We start from the raw sequence: 18,001 nt of genomic DNA, 5'->3' as shown, positions 1-18,001 counted from the left end.
GCTCGCCACAAAGCAAACAAGGAGATGCCAATCATGGCAACTGATCCGACCGCCCCCGGGGCGGGGCGGAGGGATCGCTTCGACCCTTCGCGCAAGTTCGTCCGGGTGCGCACCCTGCGCCCGGACCGCTTCATCGAGTTCGACTTTGCCATCGGCGAGCCGGAGATCTTCGTGGAGATGATTCTCCATGCCGATGCCTTCGACGATTTCTGCGCCATGAACGCGGTGACTTTTCTCACCGACAAGGCGGCCAGTGGCGGTGATGCAGGTCACTGGCGACTGAGCGAAGCCTCCGGGCGGCAATTCAAATAGATCAATGGGCGGCAATGCGCCCGACAGGAGACGACACACATGCAGATCGACCTTCGCACCGTCAGCATCAAACCGCTGCGGAACACCTTCGACCACCTGGTGCGCCGTTTCGGCGACAAGCCGGCCTCGCGCTACCAGGAGGGCAGCTACGACATCCAGGCGGATGCCAACCTGCAATATCGTCCCACCTGGGATCCGGAGCATGAGCTGCACGACCCCGGCCGCACCGCCATCGTGATGGCCGACTGGTATGCCTTCAAGGACCCCCGCCAGTACTACTACGGCGCCTACACGCTGGCCCGCGCCCGTCAGCAGGAGTCGGCCGAGTCGAGTTTCGAGTTCGTCGAAAGCCGGGGCCTGCTCGCGCAGATGGACGAGGCGACCCGTGCGCTTGCGCTGGCGGTGCTGATGCCGCTGCGCCATGCCGCGTGGGGCGCCAACATGAACAATACCGGCATGTGCGCCGATGGCTACGGCACGCTCATTACCCAGCCGTGCATGTACCACGCCATGGACAACCTGGGCGTCGCCCAGTACCTCACCCGCCTCGGCCTGCTGCTGGGCGATGTCACGACGCTCGACGCCGGTCGCGAGGCCTGGCTGAACGATGTGCGCTGGCAGCCGCTGCGGCGCCTGGTGGAAAAGACGCTGGTGACGCAGGACTGGTTCGAGCTTTTCGTGGCCCAGAACTTCGTGCTCGACGGCCTGCTGTATCCGCTGATCTACGAACAGTTCGTGGACAAGCATCTGAACGCCCACGGCGGTGCCGGGGTGTCCATGCTCACCGCCTTCATGGGCGAATGGCATGGCGAGACCCGGCGCTGGATCGACTCGGTGATCAAGATCGCCGCGGCGGAATCCGACGCCAACAAGGCCCTGCTGACCGAGTGGACCCGCCAGTGGCGCGGTGCGGCCGTCGAGGCCCTGAGCCCGATCGCGCAGCAGGCCCTGGGCGACACCGCTGCCGACGTGCTGGCCACCGTCGACCAATCCTTCAACGACCGCGCAGCCAAGCTCGGTCTCACCCTGTGAGCGACCTCATGTCCAACGTATTCATTGCCCTGCAAACCAACGAAGAGAGCCGCCACATCGTCGAGGCCCTGCTGGAGGACAACCCCACCGCCGTGGTCGACGAACAGCCCGCGATGGTGAAGATCAACGTGCCCGGTTCCCTCGTGCTGCGCCGCACGACGGTGGAGGAGAAGATGGGCCGCCCCTTCGACCTGCAGGAGATGCAGGTGAACCTGATCACGCTGTCGGGCCATGTAGACGAAGACGAGGACGAGTTCCGTCTGAGCTGGAACGACTGAAAAGGGCCGATGCGCCTGCTGCGCGGGCCGATGGCGGCGTTGGGCGGTGCTCGCTTCCTCGCCTATCCGAACGATATGTCTCGGTCGCTGCGCGCCGCCCGCCTTGCCCTCGACCCGCTCGCGACGGCGCATCAACCCTTTGCACAACTGAAAAACGGAGAGACACCATGGACATGCAAGTGAAGAAGAAGCTCGGGCTGAAAGAGAAGTACGCGCTGATGACCCGCAACCTCGGCTGGGAGCCGAGCTACGAGAAGCGCGAGGACGTCTACCCGCTGCTCGACTACGAAGGCATCAAGATCCATGACTGGGACAAGTGGGAAGACCCCTTCCGCCTGACCATGGATTCCTACTGGAAATACCAGGCCGAGAAGGAGCGCAAGCTCTACGCCATCATCGATGCGTTCAACCAGAACAATGGCCACCTGAACGTCACCGATGCGCGCTACATCAACGCCATGAAGATCTTCCTGTCGGCGGTGCCGTCGCTGGAATACAACGCCCACCGCGGCTTTGCCCGCCTGGGCCGCCACATGGGCGGGGTCGGCCCGCAGGTGGCCTGCCAGATGCAGGCCATCGACGAGATCCGTCACTGCCAGACCCAGATCCACTCGATCTCCAACTACAACCGCTTCTACAACGGCATCCACGACTGGAAGTACATGAACGACCGGTTGTGGTACCTGTCGGTGCCCAAGTCCTTCTTCGAGGATGCCTGCAGCTGCGGCCCCTTCGAGTTCATCATCGCCATCGGCTTCTCGTTCGAGTACGTGCTGACCAACCTGGTGTTCGTGCCCTTCGTCTCGGGCGCGGCCTACAACGGCGACATGGGCACCATGACCTTCGGCTTCTCCGCCCAGTCGGACGAAGCGCGCCACATGACCCTCGGCCTGGAAGTCATCAAGTTCATGCTCGAGCAGGACCCGGCCAACCTGCCCATCGTGCAGAAGTGGATCGACAAGTGGACCTGGCGCGGCGTGCGCCTGCTGACCATCGTCGCCATGATGATGGACTACATGCTGCCCAAGCGCGTGATGAGCTGGAAGGAAGCCTGGGAGATCTACTTCGAGCAGAACGGCATGAGCCTGTTCAAGGACCTGGCGCGCTACGGCATCAAGGTGCCGGACTGCGTGGAGCAGATCAAGAAGGAGAAGGACCACCTCTCGCACCAGGCGTGGACCACCTTCTACGCCGCCGCGCCGATGACCAACTTCCACACTTGGATCCCCAGCGACGATGAGCTCGACTGGCTGTCCAGCAAGTACCCGGATACCTTCGACAAGTACTACCGGCCGCGTTTCGAGTTCTTCCGCGAGCAGGCGGAGAAGGGCGAGCGCTTCGTGAACCCCAACCTGCCCCAGCTGTGCCAGGTGTGCCAGATTCCGATGCTGTTCACCGAGCCGGACGACCCCACCCAGATCGCCTACCGCCAGGTGGAGCACGCGGGCGAGAAGTACCACTTCTGTTCCGACCACTGCCAGCACATCTTCGAGCACGAGCCGGAGAAATACGTCGAGGCGTGGTTGCCGGTGCACCAGATCCTGCAGGGCAACTGCTTCGCCAAGGGCGACGACCCGACCGCGCCGGACTTCAACCCCATCGCCTCGGTGATGAAGTGGTGGCACCTGGAAAACGGCAAGGACAACGGCGACTTCGCCGGCTCGGAGGACGAGAAGAATTTCGCCCAGTGGCGTGGCATGGCCACGTCGAACACGTAAGTGACGTGCAAATGACTTGCGTCGTCGTGCCGTTCATTCCGAGCTGAAGCGAAGGGCCCCTCCTCTTGTATATCCACGGAAGGGGCAGGATCGACACCTCCCGCTTGTATGTTCAGGGATAGGGAAGCAACCAGCTAATCAGGTTCGGGCAGGCTGCTCTTGCTCCCTCCCCTTCAAGGGGAGGGTTGGGGTGGGGATGGGTTTCAAGTGTCGCCAACCAAGACCCATCCCCCTCCCAACCGGTAGTCTCGGCAATGCCTCGCCGCTACGCCGGCAGCGAGCAGTGCTCGCCGAAACCCCGGCTACGCCCCCCTTGAAGGGGGAGGAGCTCTGTTCCTGCCCTTTCCTTGAACATACAAGGGGAGGGAGCGCACGACCCGTAGGGCGGATAAGCGCAACGCCATCCGCCGCACGCCATCGCACCCAAACCAAACAACATTCAGGAGACACACATGACCTATCAAACCATTCGCCCCGTCGCCCCTGTCATCAAGGATGCCGCTGCCAATTTTCATGGCATGCAGGTCGTGTATTTCTGCTGGGACCGGCATCTGATGTTCTACGCCCCGGTGGCCAAACTGCTGCCGCCGTCGATGAGTTTCCAGGAAGTCATCGACAAGGAACTGACCGACACCTACAGCCGCCACCCGGACTTCGCCAGGATCGACTGGGCCGCCGTGCAGTGGTCCAAGGATGGTGAAGCCTTCACCCCGGCGCGGGACAAGTCGCTGCTCGACAACGGCATCACCCACAAGACCGCCGTTCACTTCATCACACCGGGCCTCGACGGCCTCAACGGCGCCGGTTTCTGAAGGAGCCCGCCGTGTCCTACGAACTGACCATCGAACCCCTCGGCCAGACCATCGAGATCGAGGAAGGCCAGACCATTCTCGATGCCGCGCTGCGCGCCGGCATCTACCTGCCGCACGCCTGCTGTCACGGCCTGTGCGCTACTTGCAAGGTGGACATCCTCGACGGCGAGGTCGAGCATGGCGAAGCCTCCAGCTTCGCGCTGATGGACTTCGAGCGCGACGAGGGCAAGTGCCTGGCCTGCTGCGCCACGGTCGAGGGCGACATCACCATCGAAGCCGACATCGAGGAAGATCCGGACGCCGAGAACCTGCCGGTGCGCGACTTCGATGGCGAGGTCACCCGCATCGAATCCCTCACCCCGACCATCAAGGGCGTGTGGATCAGGCTCGATAACCCGATCCGCTTCCAGGCCGGCCAGTATGTGAACCTCCAGCTGCCGGGCGACATCGGCAGCCGGGCGTTCTCGATCGCCAGCGCGCCGTCCAGCGATGGCGAAGTGGAGCTGAACATCCGCATCGTCCCCGGCGGCAGGGGCACCACCTATGTGCACGAGCAACTGCAGGCCGGCGAGCGGGTGCGCATCAGCGGGCCCTATGGGCGCTTCTTCGTCAAGAAGTCGGCGCAGATGCCCATGATCTTCATGGCTGGCGGCTCGGGGCTCTCGAGCCCGCGCTCGATGATTCTCGACTTGCTCGAAGAAGGCTGCGACTTGCCTATCACCCTGGTCTACGGCCAGCGCACCCGCGCCGAGCTGTACTACCACGATGCGTTCCTGGCCCTGGCCGAGCGGCATGCCAACTTCCGCTACGTGCCCGCGCTGTCGGACGAGCCCGAAAACTCGGACTGGACCGGCTTCCGCGGCTATGTGCATGACGCCGCCAAGGACGCTTTCGACAACGACTTCCGCGACCACAAGGCCTACCTGTGCGGCCCGCCGCTGATGATCGATGCCTGCATCACCACGCTCATGCAGGGGCGGTTGTTCGAGCGCGACATCTACACCGAGAAGTTCATCTCGGCAGCCGACGCGCAGCAGGTGCGGAGTCCGCTGTTCAAGGCGATCTGATCGCCATTGAATGAAGGCAGGTAGCGCGCCCGCGTCAGGTGGGCCGTTGCCCGCCCGGGGAGCGGTCGCCCCTGTTGCGGTCGGGGGCGCTCATTCGCGTGTCCGGAGTCGAACCCCGCCATTTTGTGCGAATAATGGCGCCTACCCAATGGACATGGAGGAGCGCTGTTTGTAAGCTGTAGCGCGCATGCCGAAGGTATCCGGTGATGCGGTCGGGCGCCGTAATCGATGTCGACTGCGATGGCGACGGCTGCGGAGAGGCGGTGCTGGTCTTCCTGACCGCCATGGGTGTGTGAGGCTCGCGCATTGTTCGTGAGTTTCCGGCGGAGAGTCGGCGCGCATTCTTGCGTCATCTCCCTCCGTGGCTTCACCGCTCGGGCGGCCGGTGTCCTCAACCCTTATTTTCTTGAGATCATCATGAACCGAACCGAGCACGTCCGCCTGATGGCCGAGTACAACGAATGGATGAATGCCAAGCTGTATGAGGCCGCCCGTAGCCTGCCCGACGACGAATTGAGCGCCGACAGAAAGGCATTCTTCGGCTCCATTCTCGGCTCCCTCAACCACCTGGTCGTTGCAGACACGATCTGGTTGAAGCGCTTTTCGACGCATCCGGCCAACTACCCGGCCCTCCTGGCCATCAGGGATTTGCCCGCTCCCGCGAGCCTCGATCAGATTCTGTTCGCCGACATTCAAGGCCTTTCACGGCACCGGGCCTTGCTCGATCAGATGATCAGGGAATGGGCGGGTTCGATCAGCGAGCCTGATCTGGATTGCGTCCTGGGCTATTCGAACACGAAGGGCATTGCCGCCAGGCGGAACTTCTACGCGCTCGTCGTGCATTTCTTCAATCATCAAACCCACCACCGCGGTCAGGTGACTACGCTGCTGTCACAAGCTGGCGTCGATGTCGGGGTGACGGATCTGCTGATGCTGATTCCCGACGAAACGCAGGCGTAAGCGCTCAACGCAGCGGGCCGTCCGGTCCCTGGTCCGCGCTGGTGACATGTGCCGGCAAGGCCGTATTCGAGAAGTTCAGCGAGAGAGAGGTGCCACCGATGTCGGGCGGCACGCACATCGGATCGCGCAAACAAGGAAAGCTCCGGTAATGGATATCCCGCGTATTTTCAACATCACTGAAAGTGCCCATCGCATTCACAACCCATTTACACCGGATAAGTACGCCACGCTCGGCGAGGCATTGCGCCTGCAGCCGGAAGCCCGGGTGCTCGACCTGGGCAGCGGTTCGGGCGAGATGCTGTGCACCTGGGCCCGCGACCACGGCATCACCGGCACCGGCGTCGACATGAGTCCGTTGTTCACCGGGCAAGCGAAGCGTCGTGCCGAAGAGCTTGGCGTCGCGCATCAGCTGACGTTCATCCATGACGATGCGGCCGGTTATGTGTCCGACGACAAGGTCAGCGTGGCGGCCTGTGTGGGCGCCACCTGGATCGGGGGAGGCGTCGCCGGCACGATTGCGCTGCTCGCGCGCAGCCTGCGGGCCGGAGGCATCATCCTGGTCGGCGAGCCCTACTGGCGGCAGTTGCCGCCGACCGAAGACGTTGCAAGGGGATGCCTTGCCAGCTCAATCTCCGACTTTCTCCCGCTGCCGGAACTTCTCGCGTTGTTCGGCGATCTGGGCTATGACGTCGTCGAGATGGTGCTGGCCAACCAGGACGGCTGGGACCGGTACGAGGCGGCCAAATGGCTCACCATGCGCTGCTGGCTTGAAGCGAACCCCGACGACGAGTTGGCGCAGCAGGTTCGCGCCCAGCTGACTTCGGAACCCGTGCGCTACGCCACTTATACGCGCGAGTACATGGGGTGGGGGGTGTTTGCGCTGATGGCGCGGTGAGTTTGCTGCCGGAGTTCGCAGTCTGATTGCCGTCGGGCCAAGGGCGTTTGTCGTGCCTTTGGCGATTGGCACAGTCCATCATGATCGGACTTTAGAGCGGGGCCCGTGCGCCCCTTTGCTCAAAACCTGGAGGGGATACTTCCGTCTCCTCCCTATCCTCAGAGAAAAGAAGCGAGCGCAATAAATGCCCAGAGAGTTGTTGGAGAGCAGTTCATTCAAACCCATCGGCCCCTACAGCCATGCCGTCAAGTCCGGCAATCTGATCTTTGTCTCCGGAACGCCGGGCGTCGATCCGAATACCGGCGAGCTGGCAGGGGACACCGCCTATGCGCAGACAGCGCAGGCCCTCCGGAACGTGATTGACTTCGTTGCGGCAGCGGGGTGTACCGAGGCCGATATCACATCCGTCCAGGTGAACCTGGTCCATGTTGAAGACTTTGCCGAGATGAACCGGGCCTACGCGGCGTGTTTCTCCGAACCGTTTCCGGCGCGTACTGTCATCGGAATCGCGGCGCTGCCAAAACCCGGAGCCCGACTCACGATCAATGCAGTGGCCGTGCTGCCATCCAGCTGACGCCTGCGCCGCGATTCGATGCAGCGTGCAGTAGAGTCGCATCAGTCGCCCGCTTCAGATCTCGGACTCCATAATTTGGTCTGCAGACCTTAGCCCCCATTTTCCCGGAGTACTTCCATGGGCCAGAGATATCCCGAATTGTCCGAAAAGCATGTCGAGTTCATTTCCCGGCAGAAGATGTTCTTCGTTGGAACCGCGGCCGCCGATAGCCGGGTGAACATTTCTCCGAAAGGCATGGACTCACTGCGGATCATCAACAACAAGCGTGTCGTCTGGCTCAATGTGACGGGCAGTGGCAATGAAACCGCGGCCCATGTTCAGCTCGACCCGAGAATGACCATCATGTTCTGCGCGTTCGAGGGGGCGCCGCTCATTCTTCGCCTCTACGGCACGGCAAAAGTGATTCACAAGACCAGCCCGGAGTGGGACGCGGTGCAGGCGCTGTTACCTTCACTGCCAGGTGCCAGGCAGATCTTCGATCTGGACGTCGACCTGGTACAGACTTCCTGCGGCATGGCGGTGCCCTATTTCGGTTACGAGGGCGATCGCGAATTGCTGAGCGACTGGGCCGTCAAGAAAGGCGATGAGGGCATCAAGGCGTATTGGGCGCAGAAGAACCAGTTCAGCATCGACGGCGTACCGACCCATATCCTCGAGCATGGGGGCTGAGTGGATGGCGACGGCGTTTTCGGCCTGTCATCGTCGCATATCGCGTAAGCGGGGGTGTCCTGCGTCCGCTGCCATGCTTGTCGTCATTCATGGGTATCCGGCGTGATGAATAACTATGCGATCTTCCTGCGTGGCGTGATGCCTACCGGCAAGAACAAGGTGCCCATGGGCGCGCTCCGCGTTGCCCTGAGCGACGCAGGGCTGGTCGATGTCCAGACCTACATTCAGAGCGGCAACGTCATCGCAAAGTCGGCGCTCGATCGGCACGCGGTGCAGTTGCTCGTTCATGAGACCATCGCCCGGGAAATCGGCGCCGACATTGTCGTGATTGCCCGAACGCATGCCGACGTCGGGCGGGTGATGGAGGCCAATCCCTTCCCCTCGAACGCGGCTTCCCGCACGTACTTTTCCCTGCTGGCGCAGCCCCCATCAGCCCATCTGGTCGATGCGTTGCGCCAACTCGATTTTTCACCTGACTGCGTGCATGTGACGAGCGATGCGATTTACACGCTGTATGCAACGAAGCTCAGCGATTCGAAGTTCAATAACAATTTCTTCGAGCGAAAACTGAAGGTGGCGGCAACGACGAGAAACTTCAACACGCTGTCCCGGTGCGCTGCCCTGAGCGCGTAGCCGGTCCACCCTCGACTTCAACTTGCGTATGGATGGTGTGTCAGTGCCGAAAGCAGTCGTACAGGAAGAAGCCCCCGGCTGCGGTATCGCGCCAGCGTGGTGAAATGCGCCAACCCCAATTTTTCAGACGATCATCATGAACAGTCCTGCACGCTTTGCCACAACGCCTGCGCCGCCGTACTACGCGGTGATCTTTTCGTCCCAGCGAACGGAGGGGGATGCGGGATACGGGAAGATGGCCGACAGAATGGTGGAACTCGCCTCCGCGCAAGCCGGCTTTCTCGGTGCCGAAAGCGCTCGCGGTGCCGATGGCTTCGGCATCACCGTTTCATACTGGTCGTCGGAGGAGGCGATTTCTGCATGGAAGGCCAATATCGAACACCTTGCCGCGCAGGCGCTGGGCAAGCGTGACTGGTACCAACACTTTGAGGTCCGGGTGGCGAAGGTCGAACGGGCTTATGGAAGCCCCGACGGCAAACCGGCGGAAAACCCGACTGACTGACGCCCGTGGCGACGACGATTCGACAAACAGGAGAACAGAATGCTTGAACTCAGGCCAGGCTGTGAGTGCTGCGACAAGGACTTGCCACCGGATTCCACCGAGGCGCGCATTTGCTCGTTCGAGTGTACGTTCTGCGCGTCATGTGCCGACACCGTGCTCGGCGGAACATGCCCGAACTGCGGGGGCGAACTGGTTGCGCGTCCACGCCGTCCGGCCAACAATCCGCCGTCCACGACGCGCATCTACAATCCGGCCGGTTGCGGGAAGCGCAGCTAGTGTACTGATGTGCTTTTGATGGCACTTATCTCGAGTGACGGTCGGGGGGATGGATTTCGTTGGCGGCACTTCAAACCCATCCCCATCCTGTCCTTCCCCTTGAAGGGGAAGGGACCTGCTGACGAGGTTCGGGTGGGCAGCTTTTTGCTTCCTCCCCTTCAAGGGGGGAGGAGTTCCGTTCTTGCCCTTTCCTTGAACATACAAGGGGAGGGCGTTTCTCTCGTGGCGAACATATGTGCCAAACAGCACGTGACGCTGCACTAACAGGTCGGTTGGCGCCACGTGGGTGGCGCGTGTTTGTTTCGCGATTCGGGCAAAGACAGGGGGTGGCAAGGTGTTTTCCCACATCATGGTAGGCGTCACGGATTTCGATCGCGCGCTGGCGTTCTACAAGCCGGTGCTCGATGCGCTCGGCGTTCGGTTCCGTTTTCAGGAATCCGACAGGCCGTGGGCAGGATGGCAGTCTGCGCCCGATCCGAGACCGCTATTCATCATCGGCCGCCCATTCAATCAATTGCCGCACGATGCGGGGAACGGCCAGATGGTTGCCTTTCTCGCCCGGAGCCGGGCGCAGGTCGATCTGGTTCACGCGCTTGCGCTTCGGCTTGGCGGCACGTGCGAAGGCAAGCCCGGTCTGAGGCCCGAGTACCATGCGAACTACTACGGCGCGTATTTTCGGGATCCGGACGGCAACAAGCTCTGCGTTGCCTGCCATGAAGCAGCGTAAGACGCCGTTACACGCCGGTGCGATGTTCAGCGGCGAGCGGGCTCAGTCCAGGGCGGCCCGGATGCGGGCGCTGACGGCACCGGGGCCGAACTCGGCGTCGACCTTGTTCTGATTGTCGGCTGCCCAGGCGACAGCGCGCTCGGCGTTGTCGATGCGACGGTCGAGCAGGTGGCCATCGGACGCGAGCACCCTGGCCGCGTCACCGAAGCCTTTGGCGACGTTGGCGAGGGTCTGCAGCGCGGCTTTGCGGTCGCCGGCCAACGCGGCATCGAATGCGGCCTCGTCGAGCTGCAGCTGACCATCCTTGCTGAAGCTTACCCCCATGTCGGTCAGGCCCAGCTCGTAACCGCCCTTGCCGGCGCCGTTGAAGATCGAGCCGACCTCACGGCGCAGCGAGAAGCGCGCGACCTCGCCGGCCTGGTTGTCGTCGAGCAGTGCGCCGTCCTCGAAATAGGGATCGAACTCGGTGTCCCACTGGTTATAGCGCGTGAGGAAGTCGCGCAGCGTCGCCTTGATGTCGGCATCGCTGGCCGTCGTGTCGAGCGCCCCGAGGCTCTGGCTCGCGGTGCCCAGTGTGCTCATGCGTTCGCGTAGTTGCGCCAGCACCGTGGCCTCGTCGCCGATTTCCGCGACACGTGCGCTGTAGTTGCGCATGAAGGTCGAGTTGCTGGCTTCGAGCCGGCTCAGCACCGACTCCAGCTGCGAAAGCCCGCCGCCGGTGCCCGTCAATGCGCCCAGGGCCGAGGCGGCGCTGCCCGAGTTTGAGCCTGAAACCGACACCAGCGCGCGCTTGGCGTCGAGCAGGGTATTGAGGAAGTCCGTGCCGCTGCGGCTGGTGTTCGTGCCGCTCGAGTTCGAAGCGGTCAGCGAGGCCAGCGCGTTGAGGCGGAAGGCGGCGAGGTCGATGTTCATGCTGGGCTCCAGCAAAGGGGCGACTGTCTGCAGTGTAGCAGCGCCGGGTGTGATGCGGGCCAGCGTGGAGGCGTTTCAGCTTCTCCAGGTCTGGCACTTAACAATCGGCATATTTGTCCGGTTTGCGGCTCGCCGGTGTCAAGTCAATCCTCACCCGGGCAAGCACCCCGTCTAAACCAAAGTCTAATACTCGTCTTATCGATTTCCCAATATCTTCACTTCAACGCGAACTGACCATGCAGTTGGATTCGCTGGGTGAATCGGGCGACGGAGATCGCCTCGGCGCGGGAAATGCGGGACACCGAGTCCCGCGGATAAGGAGACAAAGATGGCTTTGCTAAACAGGATGGACTGGTATGACCTGGCCAGAACCACGAACTGGTCGCCTGCCCATGTGACGGAAGACGAATTGTTTCCGCCGCTGATGTCCGGTGCATTCGGGTTGCCGCAGGATGCCTGGGAAAAGTACGACGAGCCATACAAGCAGACCTATCCGGAATACGTGAAGGTCCAGCGTGACAAGGACGCGGGTGCCTATTCCGTCAAGGCGGCGCTGGAGCGGAGCCGTATTTTCGAGAACGCCGATCCGGGCTGGAAATCGGTGATGAAGGCTCATTACGGGGCCATTGCCCGCGGCGAATACGCGGCGGCAAGCGCTGAGGCGCGGATGATGCGTTTTTCCAAGGCTCCGGGGATGCGCAATATGGCCACCCTGGGCTGCCTGGACGAAATCCGCCATGGTCAGATGCAACTGTATTTTCCCCACGAGCACGTTGCCAAGGACCGCCAGATGGACTGGGCGTTCAAGGCCTACGACACCAACGAATGGGCGATGATCGCGGCGCGTCACTTCTTTGACGACATCATGATGACGCGGGACGCCATCAGCGTCTCCATCATGCTGACCTTCAGCTTCGAGACCGGCTTCACCAACATGCAGTTCCTTGGGCTGGCGGCCGATGCGGCCGAAGCGGGCGATCACACCTTCGCCAACCTGATCTCCAGTATTCAGACCGACGAGTCCCGCCATGCGCAGATCGGCGGCCCGGCACTCAAGGTGCTGATCGAGAACGGCCAGAAGGCCGAGGCCCAGAAGCGTGTCGACATTGCTGTGTGGGGGGCCTGGAAGCTGTTCTCGGTGCTTACCGGCCCGATCATGGATTACTACACGCCGCTGGAGCATCGCAAGCAATCCTTCAAGGAGTTCATGGAGGAGTGGATCGTCGCCCAGTTCGAGCGCTCCCTGACCGACATGGGGCTGGACTTGCCATGGTACTGGGACAAGTTCCTGGCCGACCTGAGCGAAACCCACCATGGCATGCACATGGGGTCGTACTTCTGGCGGCCGACGGTGTGGTGGAATCCGGCCGCAGGTGTCACGCCGGATGAACGGGCCTGGCTCGAAGAGAAATATCCCGGCTGGAACGACACCTGGGGGCAGTGCTGGGACGTCATCATCGACAACGTGGTGGACGGCAACATGGCCATGGCCTATCCGGAGACGCTGCCGTATGTCTGCAACATGTGCCAGCTGCCAATCCTTGGTACGCCGGGCAAGAAGTGGAACGTCAAGGATTACCCGCTCGAGTACAAAGGCCGTCTGTACCACTTCGGCTCGGAGGTCGACCGCTGGTGCTTCGAACAGGAGCCGGAGCGTTACGCCGGGCATTTGAGCGTGGTCGACCGCTTCCTCGCCGGCATGATCCAGCCGATGGATCTGGGCGGTGCGTTGAATTACATGAACATCGCGCCGGGTGAGTGCGGAGATGACGCGCACAACTACGCGTGGGCCGAGGTGTATCGCGCGCTGCGGGCGGCGAAGAAGGCCGGCTGATCGAGGTGGCCCCGCGAGCCGGGGTCGATCGATGCAGGTTTCCAGAGAATTCAGGAGGGTCCAGAGATGGCATTGTTTCCGATTACTTCCAATTTTGAAGGCGACTTCGTGCTGCAGCTCGTTGCCGTCGATAGTGAGTTCAGCATGGACGAAGTGGCCGCGGCAGCTGCTGTGCATTCGGTCGGCCGGCGCGTCCGGGCGCGTCCGGGGCAGATCCTGCGGGTGCGTCGGCAAGGGAGCGAGGACTTCCTGCCGCGCACGATGAAGGTTTCCGAGTCTGGCCTGAAGCCGACCGAAACCGTCGAGATCATCTGGGAGGCACCGAAGCACTGAGTGCTTGCGGACGATTTGCCCATAACAAGAGACAGGAGCAGACATGGGGTTCAGGAAGGTATGCACGCTCGATGACCTCTGGGAAGGGGAAATGGAGTCGTTCAGCGTCGACGGCCACGAAGTCCTGCTGGTGTGCGGCGAAGGGGGCGGCATCAAGGCGTTCCAGGGCATCTGCCCGCACCAGGATATTCCGCTGGTGGAAGGCCAGTTCGACGGCAAGAAGGTGATCTGCCGGGCGCATCTGTGGCAGTTCGATGCCTGCACCGGAAAAGGCATCAACCCGGACGACTGCGCCCTTGCCGAGTATCCGGTCAGGGTGGACGGAGACGAGGTCCTGGTGGACACCGAAGGCGTCGAGCCCTTGTTCGCCCATACCTGAGATCGCTTGCCCTTCCATTCGGACAAGGGCACGAGATGTGGAGAGGACAAGTCGGATCGGAACGTACCCGCCGGGGCCAGGGGGCGGGTCCAGGTGCCATGTTCTTACGGACTGGCGAGCCGGCTGGGCGGGCCAGACTTGAAGGAAAACGAGGAGGAAGCAATGAGCGTTACAAGTTCCGCGCAGGCCTATCACAACAATCTGGTCGGGCCGGTCATGCGTGCCGGCGACCTGGCGATGGCGGTCATCGAGGCGGCAAAGGTGGATAACCCGGGGAAGGAGGTCTTCGTCGAGGACAAGCGGGCCTATATCCGCATCCACACCGAACACGAGATGGTGCTGCACCGGGAAACCATCGAGGAGGAGTTGGGGCGCCCGTTCAAGATGAACGATCTGGAAGTTGATCTGAGCTCTTTCGCCGGGCAGATCGAAAGCGGTGACAACTCAGTCCGCTTCTATTTCGTGAAAAGAGTTTAGGCCACGGAGCAGTGCCAGCGGCCTGCCAAGACCTGAAAAAGAGAGGAGACAAGAATGTCGGAAGTCCAAATACTGAAGCCGCTCAAGACCTGGAGCCATCTCGCTGCGCGCCGTCGCAAGCCGAGTGAATATGAGATCGTCAGTGCCAACCTGCACTACAACGATCGGGATGCAAATGCGCCGTACGAGCTCGATCCCGACATGTTCATGAATGCCTGGTACAAGAAGAACACCTTCGGTACCGCGCTCAAGCACCCGGACTGGAATGTCTTCCGCGACCCGGAAGAGGTGGTCTACCGCACCTACAACATGATGCAGGACGGACAGGAGACGTACGTCTTCGGCCTCTTCGATCAATTCAACGAGCGCGAACACGACCTTGCGCTCGACGCGCGCTGGGCGGGAACGCTGGCGCGCTTCTATACGCCGTCCCGCTACCTGTTCCATACCGTTCAGATGGCGTCCGCCTACGTCGGGCAGACTTCGCCGGCCAGTACCATAACGAACTGCAATTATTTCCAGATGGCCGACAGCTTTCGCTGGCTCAGCCACACCGCCTATCGCACCCGGGAGCTGTCGAACGCCTTTCCCGACAAGGGGTTCGCGGTCGACGAGCGCATGTACTGGGAAACCGATCCGGTTTGGCAGGGCTTTCGCGAACTCATGGAAAAGGCGCTGACGGTGTGGGGTTGGGGCGAGGCGATCGTCGTCCTCAACCTGGTGGCCAAGCCGGCCATCGAGGAGGCCGTGCTGCGCAAGCTGGGCGAGTCCGCCCGCCACAACGGCGACACCTTGCTCGGCCTGCTGACCGACGCACAGTTGATCGATGCGGCCCGCCATCGCAGGTGGATTGCTGTCTTCGTCAAGATGGCGCTGGAAAACCCGGGCAACCTGGAACTGATCCAGAGCTGGATCGCCAGGTGGGAGCCGTTGGCGGACAAAGCCATCGATGCCTATTGCGCCACGTTGCCTGACGTGGCCGGGGGAAGTGAAGAGGCGAAGGCGGCGACACGCGACTTCCGTCGTTCACTGGGACTCTAAGCAGTCTTTCAGCAATTCGAGGATTGGCCGGCACCTGACGGCGCGGGTCAAGCTCGACCTAGAGATTGGTGTTCATATGGACAAACCAACCATCCGGAACGAGAAGGACGGCTCGGTATTCGAGCAAGCGGAGGGAGACACCATCCTGCGTGCGGCATTGCGCGCCGGATTGGGCCTTTCGTACGAGTGCAATTCCGGCGGCTGTGGCGGCTGCAAGTTCGAACTGATGAATGGCGAGATAGAGACCCAATGGCCGGGTGCGCCGGGCTTGGGTGAGCGTGATCGCAAACGTGGCCGCCACCTCGCCTGCCAGTGCCGGGCTCTGGGTCCGGTAACCATCAAGGCCGCGACGGCGCCGGAATATCAGCCGAGGATCCTTCCCCGACGACAGCGTGCCCGACTTGTCGGCACGCGGGACATCACGCACGACATCCGGGAGTTCCGCTTTCGTTCGGAAAGCGATGCGAGATTCCTGCCGGGCCAGTTTGCCATGCTCGACCTGCCCGGACTCGCCGCTTCGCGAGCCTACTCCTTGTCGAATACAGCCAATGAAGGGCGGGAGTGGCATTTCCAGATTCGCCGGGTTCTTCACGGGCAGGGCTCCCATGTGCTTTTCGAGAAGCTGGTCGAGGGCGACGAGATCGGTCTCGATGGTCCTTACGGTCTGGCCTACCTGCGTACTGGATCGCCACGTGACATCGTCTGCGTTGCAGGCGGCTCCGGATTGGCACCGATGATCTCGATCGCTCGCGGGGCAGCGGAGGCAGGTCTGCTCAACGGGAGGAAACTGCACTTCTTCTATGGCGCACGGACGCCTCGCGATGTCTGCGGTGAGTCGATGCTCGATGCGCTCGACCATCGCGACGGGCAGATCGTCTACATCCCGGTGGTCTCGCTGCCAGGTGACGAAGGCGGCTGGAGCGGTGAGATCGGCTATGTGCACGACGCCGTGGCGCGTCTGCTCCCGACTGAACTGGCGAACTACGAATTCTACTTTGCCGGACCGCCGCCGATGACCCAGGCCCTTCAAGAAATGCTGATGATCGGCCACCGGGTGCCCTTCGATCAGATCCACTTTGATCGCTTCTTTTGAGGCGCGCTGTGTCTTGGAGGTCCTGGGGAATTCAAGTTCTTCGCACCTCAACAACTGAGGAAATGACGGAAATGATCAGAAGAATGATGGTTTTATTGCCACTGGGGATAGCCGTGGCCGCAGCAAGTCACCCGGCGTGTGCGACGGATGTCTTCCGGCTGGAAGGCTTCGGGGCGATTTCGCGTTCGATGGGTGGCACCGCCGTGGCACATGATGTCGGACCAGCCGGCATGATGACCAATCCGGCTACGCTGTCGCTGATGCCGGAAGGTGAGCAGGCGATGCTTGGTCTCGATCTGGTGACAACCGATATCGATGTCAGAAACCGGGCGACCGGTGAACGCGTGTCCTCGGAAACGCAGTCCAATAACCGGGGGCCGTATGTGGCACCCGAGGCGGCATACGCCAGACGCTTCGGGCCGTGGACCTTCGGTGTCGGGGCTTTTGCCCAGGGTGGTCTCGGCACTGAGTACGGCAATGACAGTTTTCTGTCACGTGCTACCGGCGGCCTCGCGACCGGACTGGAGAATTCGAGTCGTCTCCTGGTGCTCAATATTCCCTTTGCCGCGAGTTTTCAGGCCAGCGACAAGGTGACGATAGGCGGCAGCATCGATGCGATGTGGGAAGGACTCAACCTCGATCTGCTGCTGGGGGCCGACCAGGTCGGTAGCCTGATCGGGGCCGGACGGGTGTCCGGATCGCTGGTGGGCGCCCTCGGCGGCTTGCCGGACCTGCGGGGCGCCCACTTCAGCCTGACCAAGGACCGGATGTTGGCGAGTGGTGTCGATTCCTGGGGCTTTGGCGGAAAAGTCGGGACAATCTATCGGGTCGCACCGGAGACGACTTTGGGGGCATCCTACACGTTCAGGAGCCGGATGAACGACATGGAGGGGCGGGCGACGCTGACTGCGATCGACGGCGCCGCGGGCCAGATTGCATTCGACGGGAAGATCCGCATCAAGGACTTCCAGATGCCCGCACATCTCGATCTGGGCGTCAGCCACCGCCCGACGCCGCAGTGGACGGTTGCCGCCGATGTGTCGCGGGTCTTCTGGAAAAGCGTGATGAAGGATATCAAGGTGTCCTTTGTCGCCGATGCCGGCGGCAACATCAATATCCTCCTGCCCCAGAACTACGAGGACCAGACGATCCTGTCGCTTGGCGCGGCCTACGAGGTCAACGATCAATGGACCGTTCGTGGCGGCTTGCGCCTGGCCAGCCAGGCATTGTCCAGGTCCACGCTGTTCGCAGTGATTCCGGCAATTCCTTCAAGACACCTGTCGGCCGGTTTCACCTATTCGTTCTCGAAACGGAGCAAGCTTGATTTTGCCTATTCCCACGCATTCGAAGAAACCATGGATAACGCCGGTCCCCCCAATACCTCCGACCCGATCAAGGTTTCCCATGCCCAGGACAACGCTACGGTGAATCTGCGTTACAGCTTCTGAAGTCCGGTTCCCCCATCCTCCGATGGTTC

At 61.9% G+C, this 18,001-nt stretch carries 22 protein-coding genes; 21 read left to right on the top strand and 1 reads right to left on the bottom strand.

The window, feature by feature from the left end:
• Positions 1-33: 33 nt before the first annotated feature.
• From J5J83_RS05700 to J5J83_RS05630, 14 genes are all read left to right on the top strand, one after another.
• The gene (locus tag J5J83_RS05700) at positions 34-312 is read left to right on the top strand and encodes a phenol hydroxylase subunit (protein WP_212346478.1); all 279 of its coding nucleotides are present in this window, start codon (positions 34-36) and stop codon (positions 310-312) included.
• A 39-nt stretch (positions 313-351) separates the two neighbouring features.
• Positions 352-1,344, top strand: coding sequence for an aromatic/alkene monooxygenase hydroxylase subunit beta (locus J5J83_RS05695; protein WP_212346476.1), 993 nt, complete (start codon positions 352-354; stop codon positions 1,342-1,344).
• Between the two features lie 8 nt (positions 1,345-1,352).
• Positions 1,353-1,622, top strand: a complete 270-nt coding sequence (locus tag J5J83_RS05690) for an MmoB/DmpM family protein (protein WP_212346473.1) — start codon at positions 1,353-1,355, stop codon at positions 1,620-1,622.
• 9 nt (positions 1,623-1,631) lie between these two features.
• The gene (locus tag J5J83_RS05685) at positions 1,632-1,805 is read left to right on the top strand and encodes a hypothetical protein (RefSeq protein ID WP_212346470.1); all 174 of its coding nucleotides are present in this window, start codon (positions 1,632-1,634) and stop codon (positions 1,803-1,805) included.
• On the top strand, positions 1,790-3,340 hold the full coding sequence (locus J5J83_RS05680) for an aromatic/alkene/methane monooxygenase hydroxylase/oxygenase subunit alpha (RefSeq protein ID WP_212346467.1): 1,551 nt from the start codon (positions 1,790-1,792) through the stop codon (positions 3,338-3,340). Before J5J83_RS05685 ends, J5J83_RS05680 begins: the two co-directional genes overlap by 16 nt.
• Before the next feature lie 452 nt (positions 3,341-3,792).
• Entirely contained in the window at positions 3,793-4,152 is a 360-nt protein-coding gene (locus J5J83_RS05675; RefSeq protein WP_212346464.1) for a phenol hydroxylase subunit P4, read from the top strand.
• A gap of 11 nt (positions 4,153-4,163) precedes the next feature.
• A complete protein-coding gene (locus J5J83_RS05670) occupies positions 4,164-5,219 on the top strand; it encodes a phenol 2-monooxygenase domain-containing protein (protein ID WP_212346461.1) in 1,056 nt (351 codons plus the stop codon).
• Between the two features lie 312 nt (positions 5,220-5,531).
• Entirely contained in the window at positions 5,532-6,179 is a 648-nt protein-coding gene (locus tag J5J83_RS05665; protein WP_349251940.1) for a DinB family protein, read from the top strand.
• A 148-nt stretch (positions 6,180-6,327) separates the two neighbouring features.
• Complete coding sequence (locus J5J83_RS05660) at positions 6,328-7,074, top strand: class I SAM-dependent methyltransferase (protein WP_212346455.1); 747 nt, start codon at positions 6,328-6,330, stop codon at positions 7,072-7,074.
• Positions 7,075-7,273: 199 nt separating this feature from the next.
• Positions 7,274-7,648, top strand: a complete 375-nt coding sequence (locus J5J83_RS05655; protein ID WP_249115627.1) for a Rid family hydrolase — start codon at positions 7,274-7,276, stop codon at positions 7,646-7,648.
• A gap of 117 nt (positions 7,649-7,765) precedes the next feature.
• Positions 7,766-8,317, top strand: coding sequence for a pyridoxamine 5'-phosphate oxidase family protein (locus J5J83_RS05650; protein WP_212346449.1), 552 nt, complete (start codon positions 7,766-7,768; stop codon positions 8,315-8,317).
• Positions 8,318-8,422: 105 nt separating this feature from the next.
• A complete protein-coding gene (locus tag J5J83_RS05645; protein WP_212346446.1) occupies positions 8,423-8,950 on the top strand; it encodes a DUF1697 domain-containing protein in 528 nt (175 codons plus the stop codon).
• Positions 8,951-9,086: 136 nt separating this feature from the next.
• A complete protein-coding gene (locus tag J5J83_RS05640; protein ID WP_212346443.1) occupies positions 9,087-9,452 on the top strand; it encodes an antibiotic biosynthesis monooxygenase in 366 nt (121 codons plus the stop codon).
• A 610-nt stretch (positions 9,453-10,062) separates the two neighbouring features.
• Positions 10,063-10,455 (top strand): VOC family protein, encoded by a 393-nt coding sequence (locus tag J5J83_RS05630; RefSeq protein WP_212346436.1) that lies wholly within the window; start codon positions 10,063-10,065, stop codon positions 10,453-10,455.
• A 42-nt stretch (positions 10,456-10,497) separates the two neighbouring features.
• Here J5J83_RS05630 and J5J83_RS05625 read toward each other — a convergent pair whose 3' ends face one another.
• Positions 10,498-11,367, bottom strand: coding sequence for a hypothetical protein (locus J5J83_RS05625; RefSeq protein WP_212346434.1), 870 nt, complete (start codon positions 11,365-11,367; stop codon positions 10,498-10,500).
• Between the two features lie 328 nt (positions 11,368-11,695).
• On the opposite strand from J5J83_RS05625, the gene J5J83_RS05620 reads away from it, so the two are divergent.
• The 7 genes from J5J83_RS05620 (at position 11,696) to J5J83_RS05590 (ending at position 17,972) form a co-directional block, all read left to right on the top strand.
• Positions 11,696-13,201 (top strand): aromatic/alkene/methane monooxygenase hydroxylase/oxygenase subunit alpha, encoded by a 1,506-nt coding sequence (locus J5J83_RS05620; RefSeq protein WP_212346432.1) that lies wholly within the window; start codon positions 11,696-11,698, stop codon positions 13,199-13,201.
• 66 nt (positions 13,202-13,267) lie between these two features.
• Positions 13,268-13,534 (top strand): toluene-4-monooxygenase system B family protein, encoded by a 267-nt coding sequence (locus tag J5J83_RS05615; protein WP_212346431.1) that lies wholly within the window; start codon positions 13,268-13,270, stop codon positions 13,532-13,534.
• Positions 13,535-13,577: 43 nt separating this feature from the next.
• A complete protein-coding gene (locus J5J83_RS05610; RefSeq protein WP_212346429.1) occupies positions 13,578-13,913 on the top strand; it encodes a Rieske 2Fe-2S domain-containing protein in 336 nt (111 codons plus the stop codon).
• A gap of 162 nt (positions 13,914-14,075) precedes the next feature.
• Complete coding sequence (locus J5J83_RS05605) at positions 14,076-14,390, top strand: MmoB/DmpM family protein (RefSeq protein ID WP_212346427.1); 315 nt, start codon at positions 14,076-14,078, stop codon at positions 14,388-14,390.
• 54 nt (positions 14,391-14,444) lie between these two features.
• Positions 14,445-15,431, top strand: a complete 987-nt coding sequence (locus J5J83_RS05600; RefSeq protein ID WP_212346424.1) for an aromatic/alkene monooxygenase hydroxylase subunit beta — start codon at positions 14,445-14,447, stop codon at positions 15,429-15,431.
• 76 nt (positions 15,432-15,507) lie between these two features.
• A complete protein-coding gene (locus tag J5J83_RS05595; RefSeq protein WP_212346421.1) occupies positions 15,508-16,524 on the top strand; it encodes a 2Fe-2S iron-sulfur cluster-binding protein in 1,017 nt (338 codons plus the stop codon).
• Between the two features lie 71 nt (positions 16,525-16,595).
• A complete protein-coding gene (locus J5J83_RS05590) occupies positions 16,596-17,972 on the top strand; it encodes an outer membrane protein transport protein (RefSeq protein ID WP_212346418.1) in 1,377 nt (458 codons plus the stop codon).
• Positions 17,973-18,001: the final 29 nt, after the last annotated feature.

It is taken from the genome of Azoarcus sp. L1K30 (genome assembly GCF_018122735.1).
In the GTDB taxonomy this organism is placed as follows: domain Bacteria; phylum Pseudomonadota; class Gammaproteobacteria; order Burkholderiales; family Rhodocyclaceae; genus Parazoarcus.
Note: the sequence above shows the minus strand (reverse complement) of the source record. Positions and strands in the feature narration are given on the sequence as shown.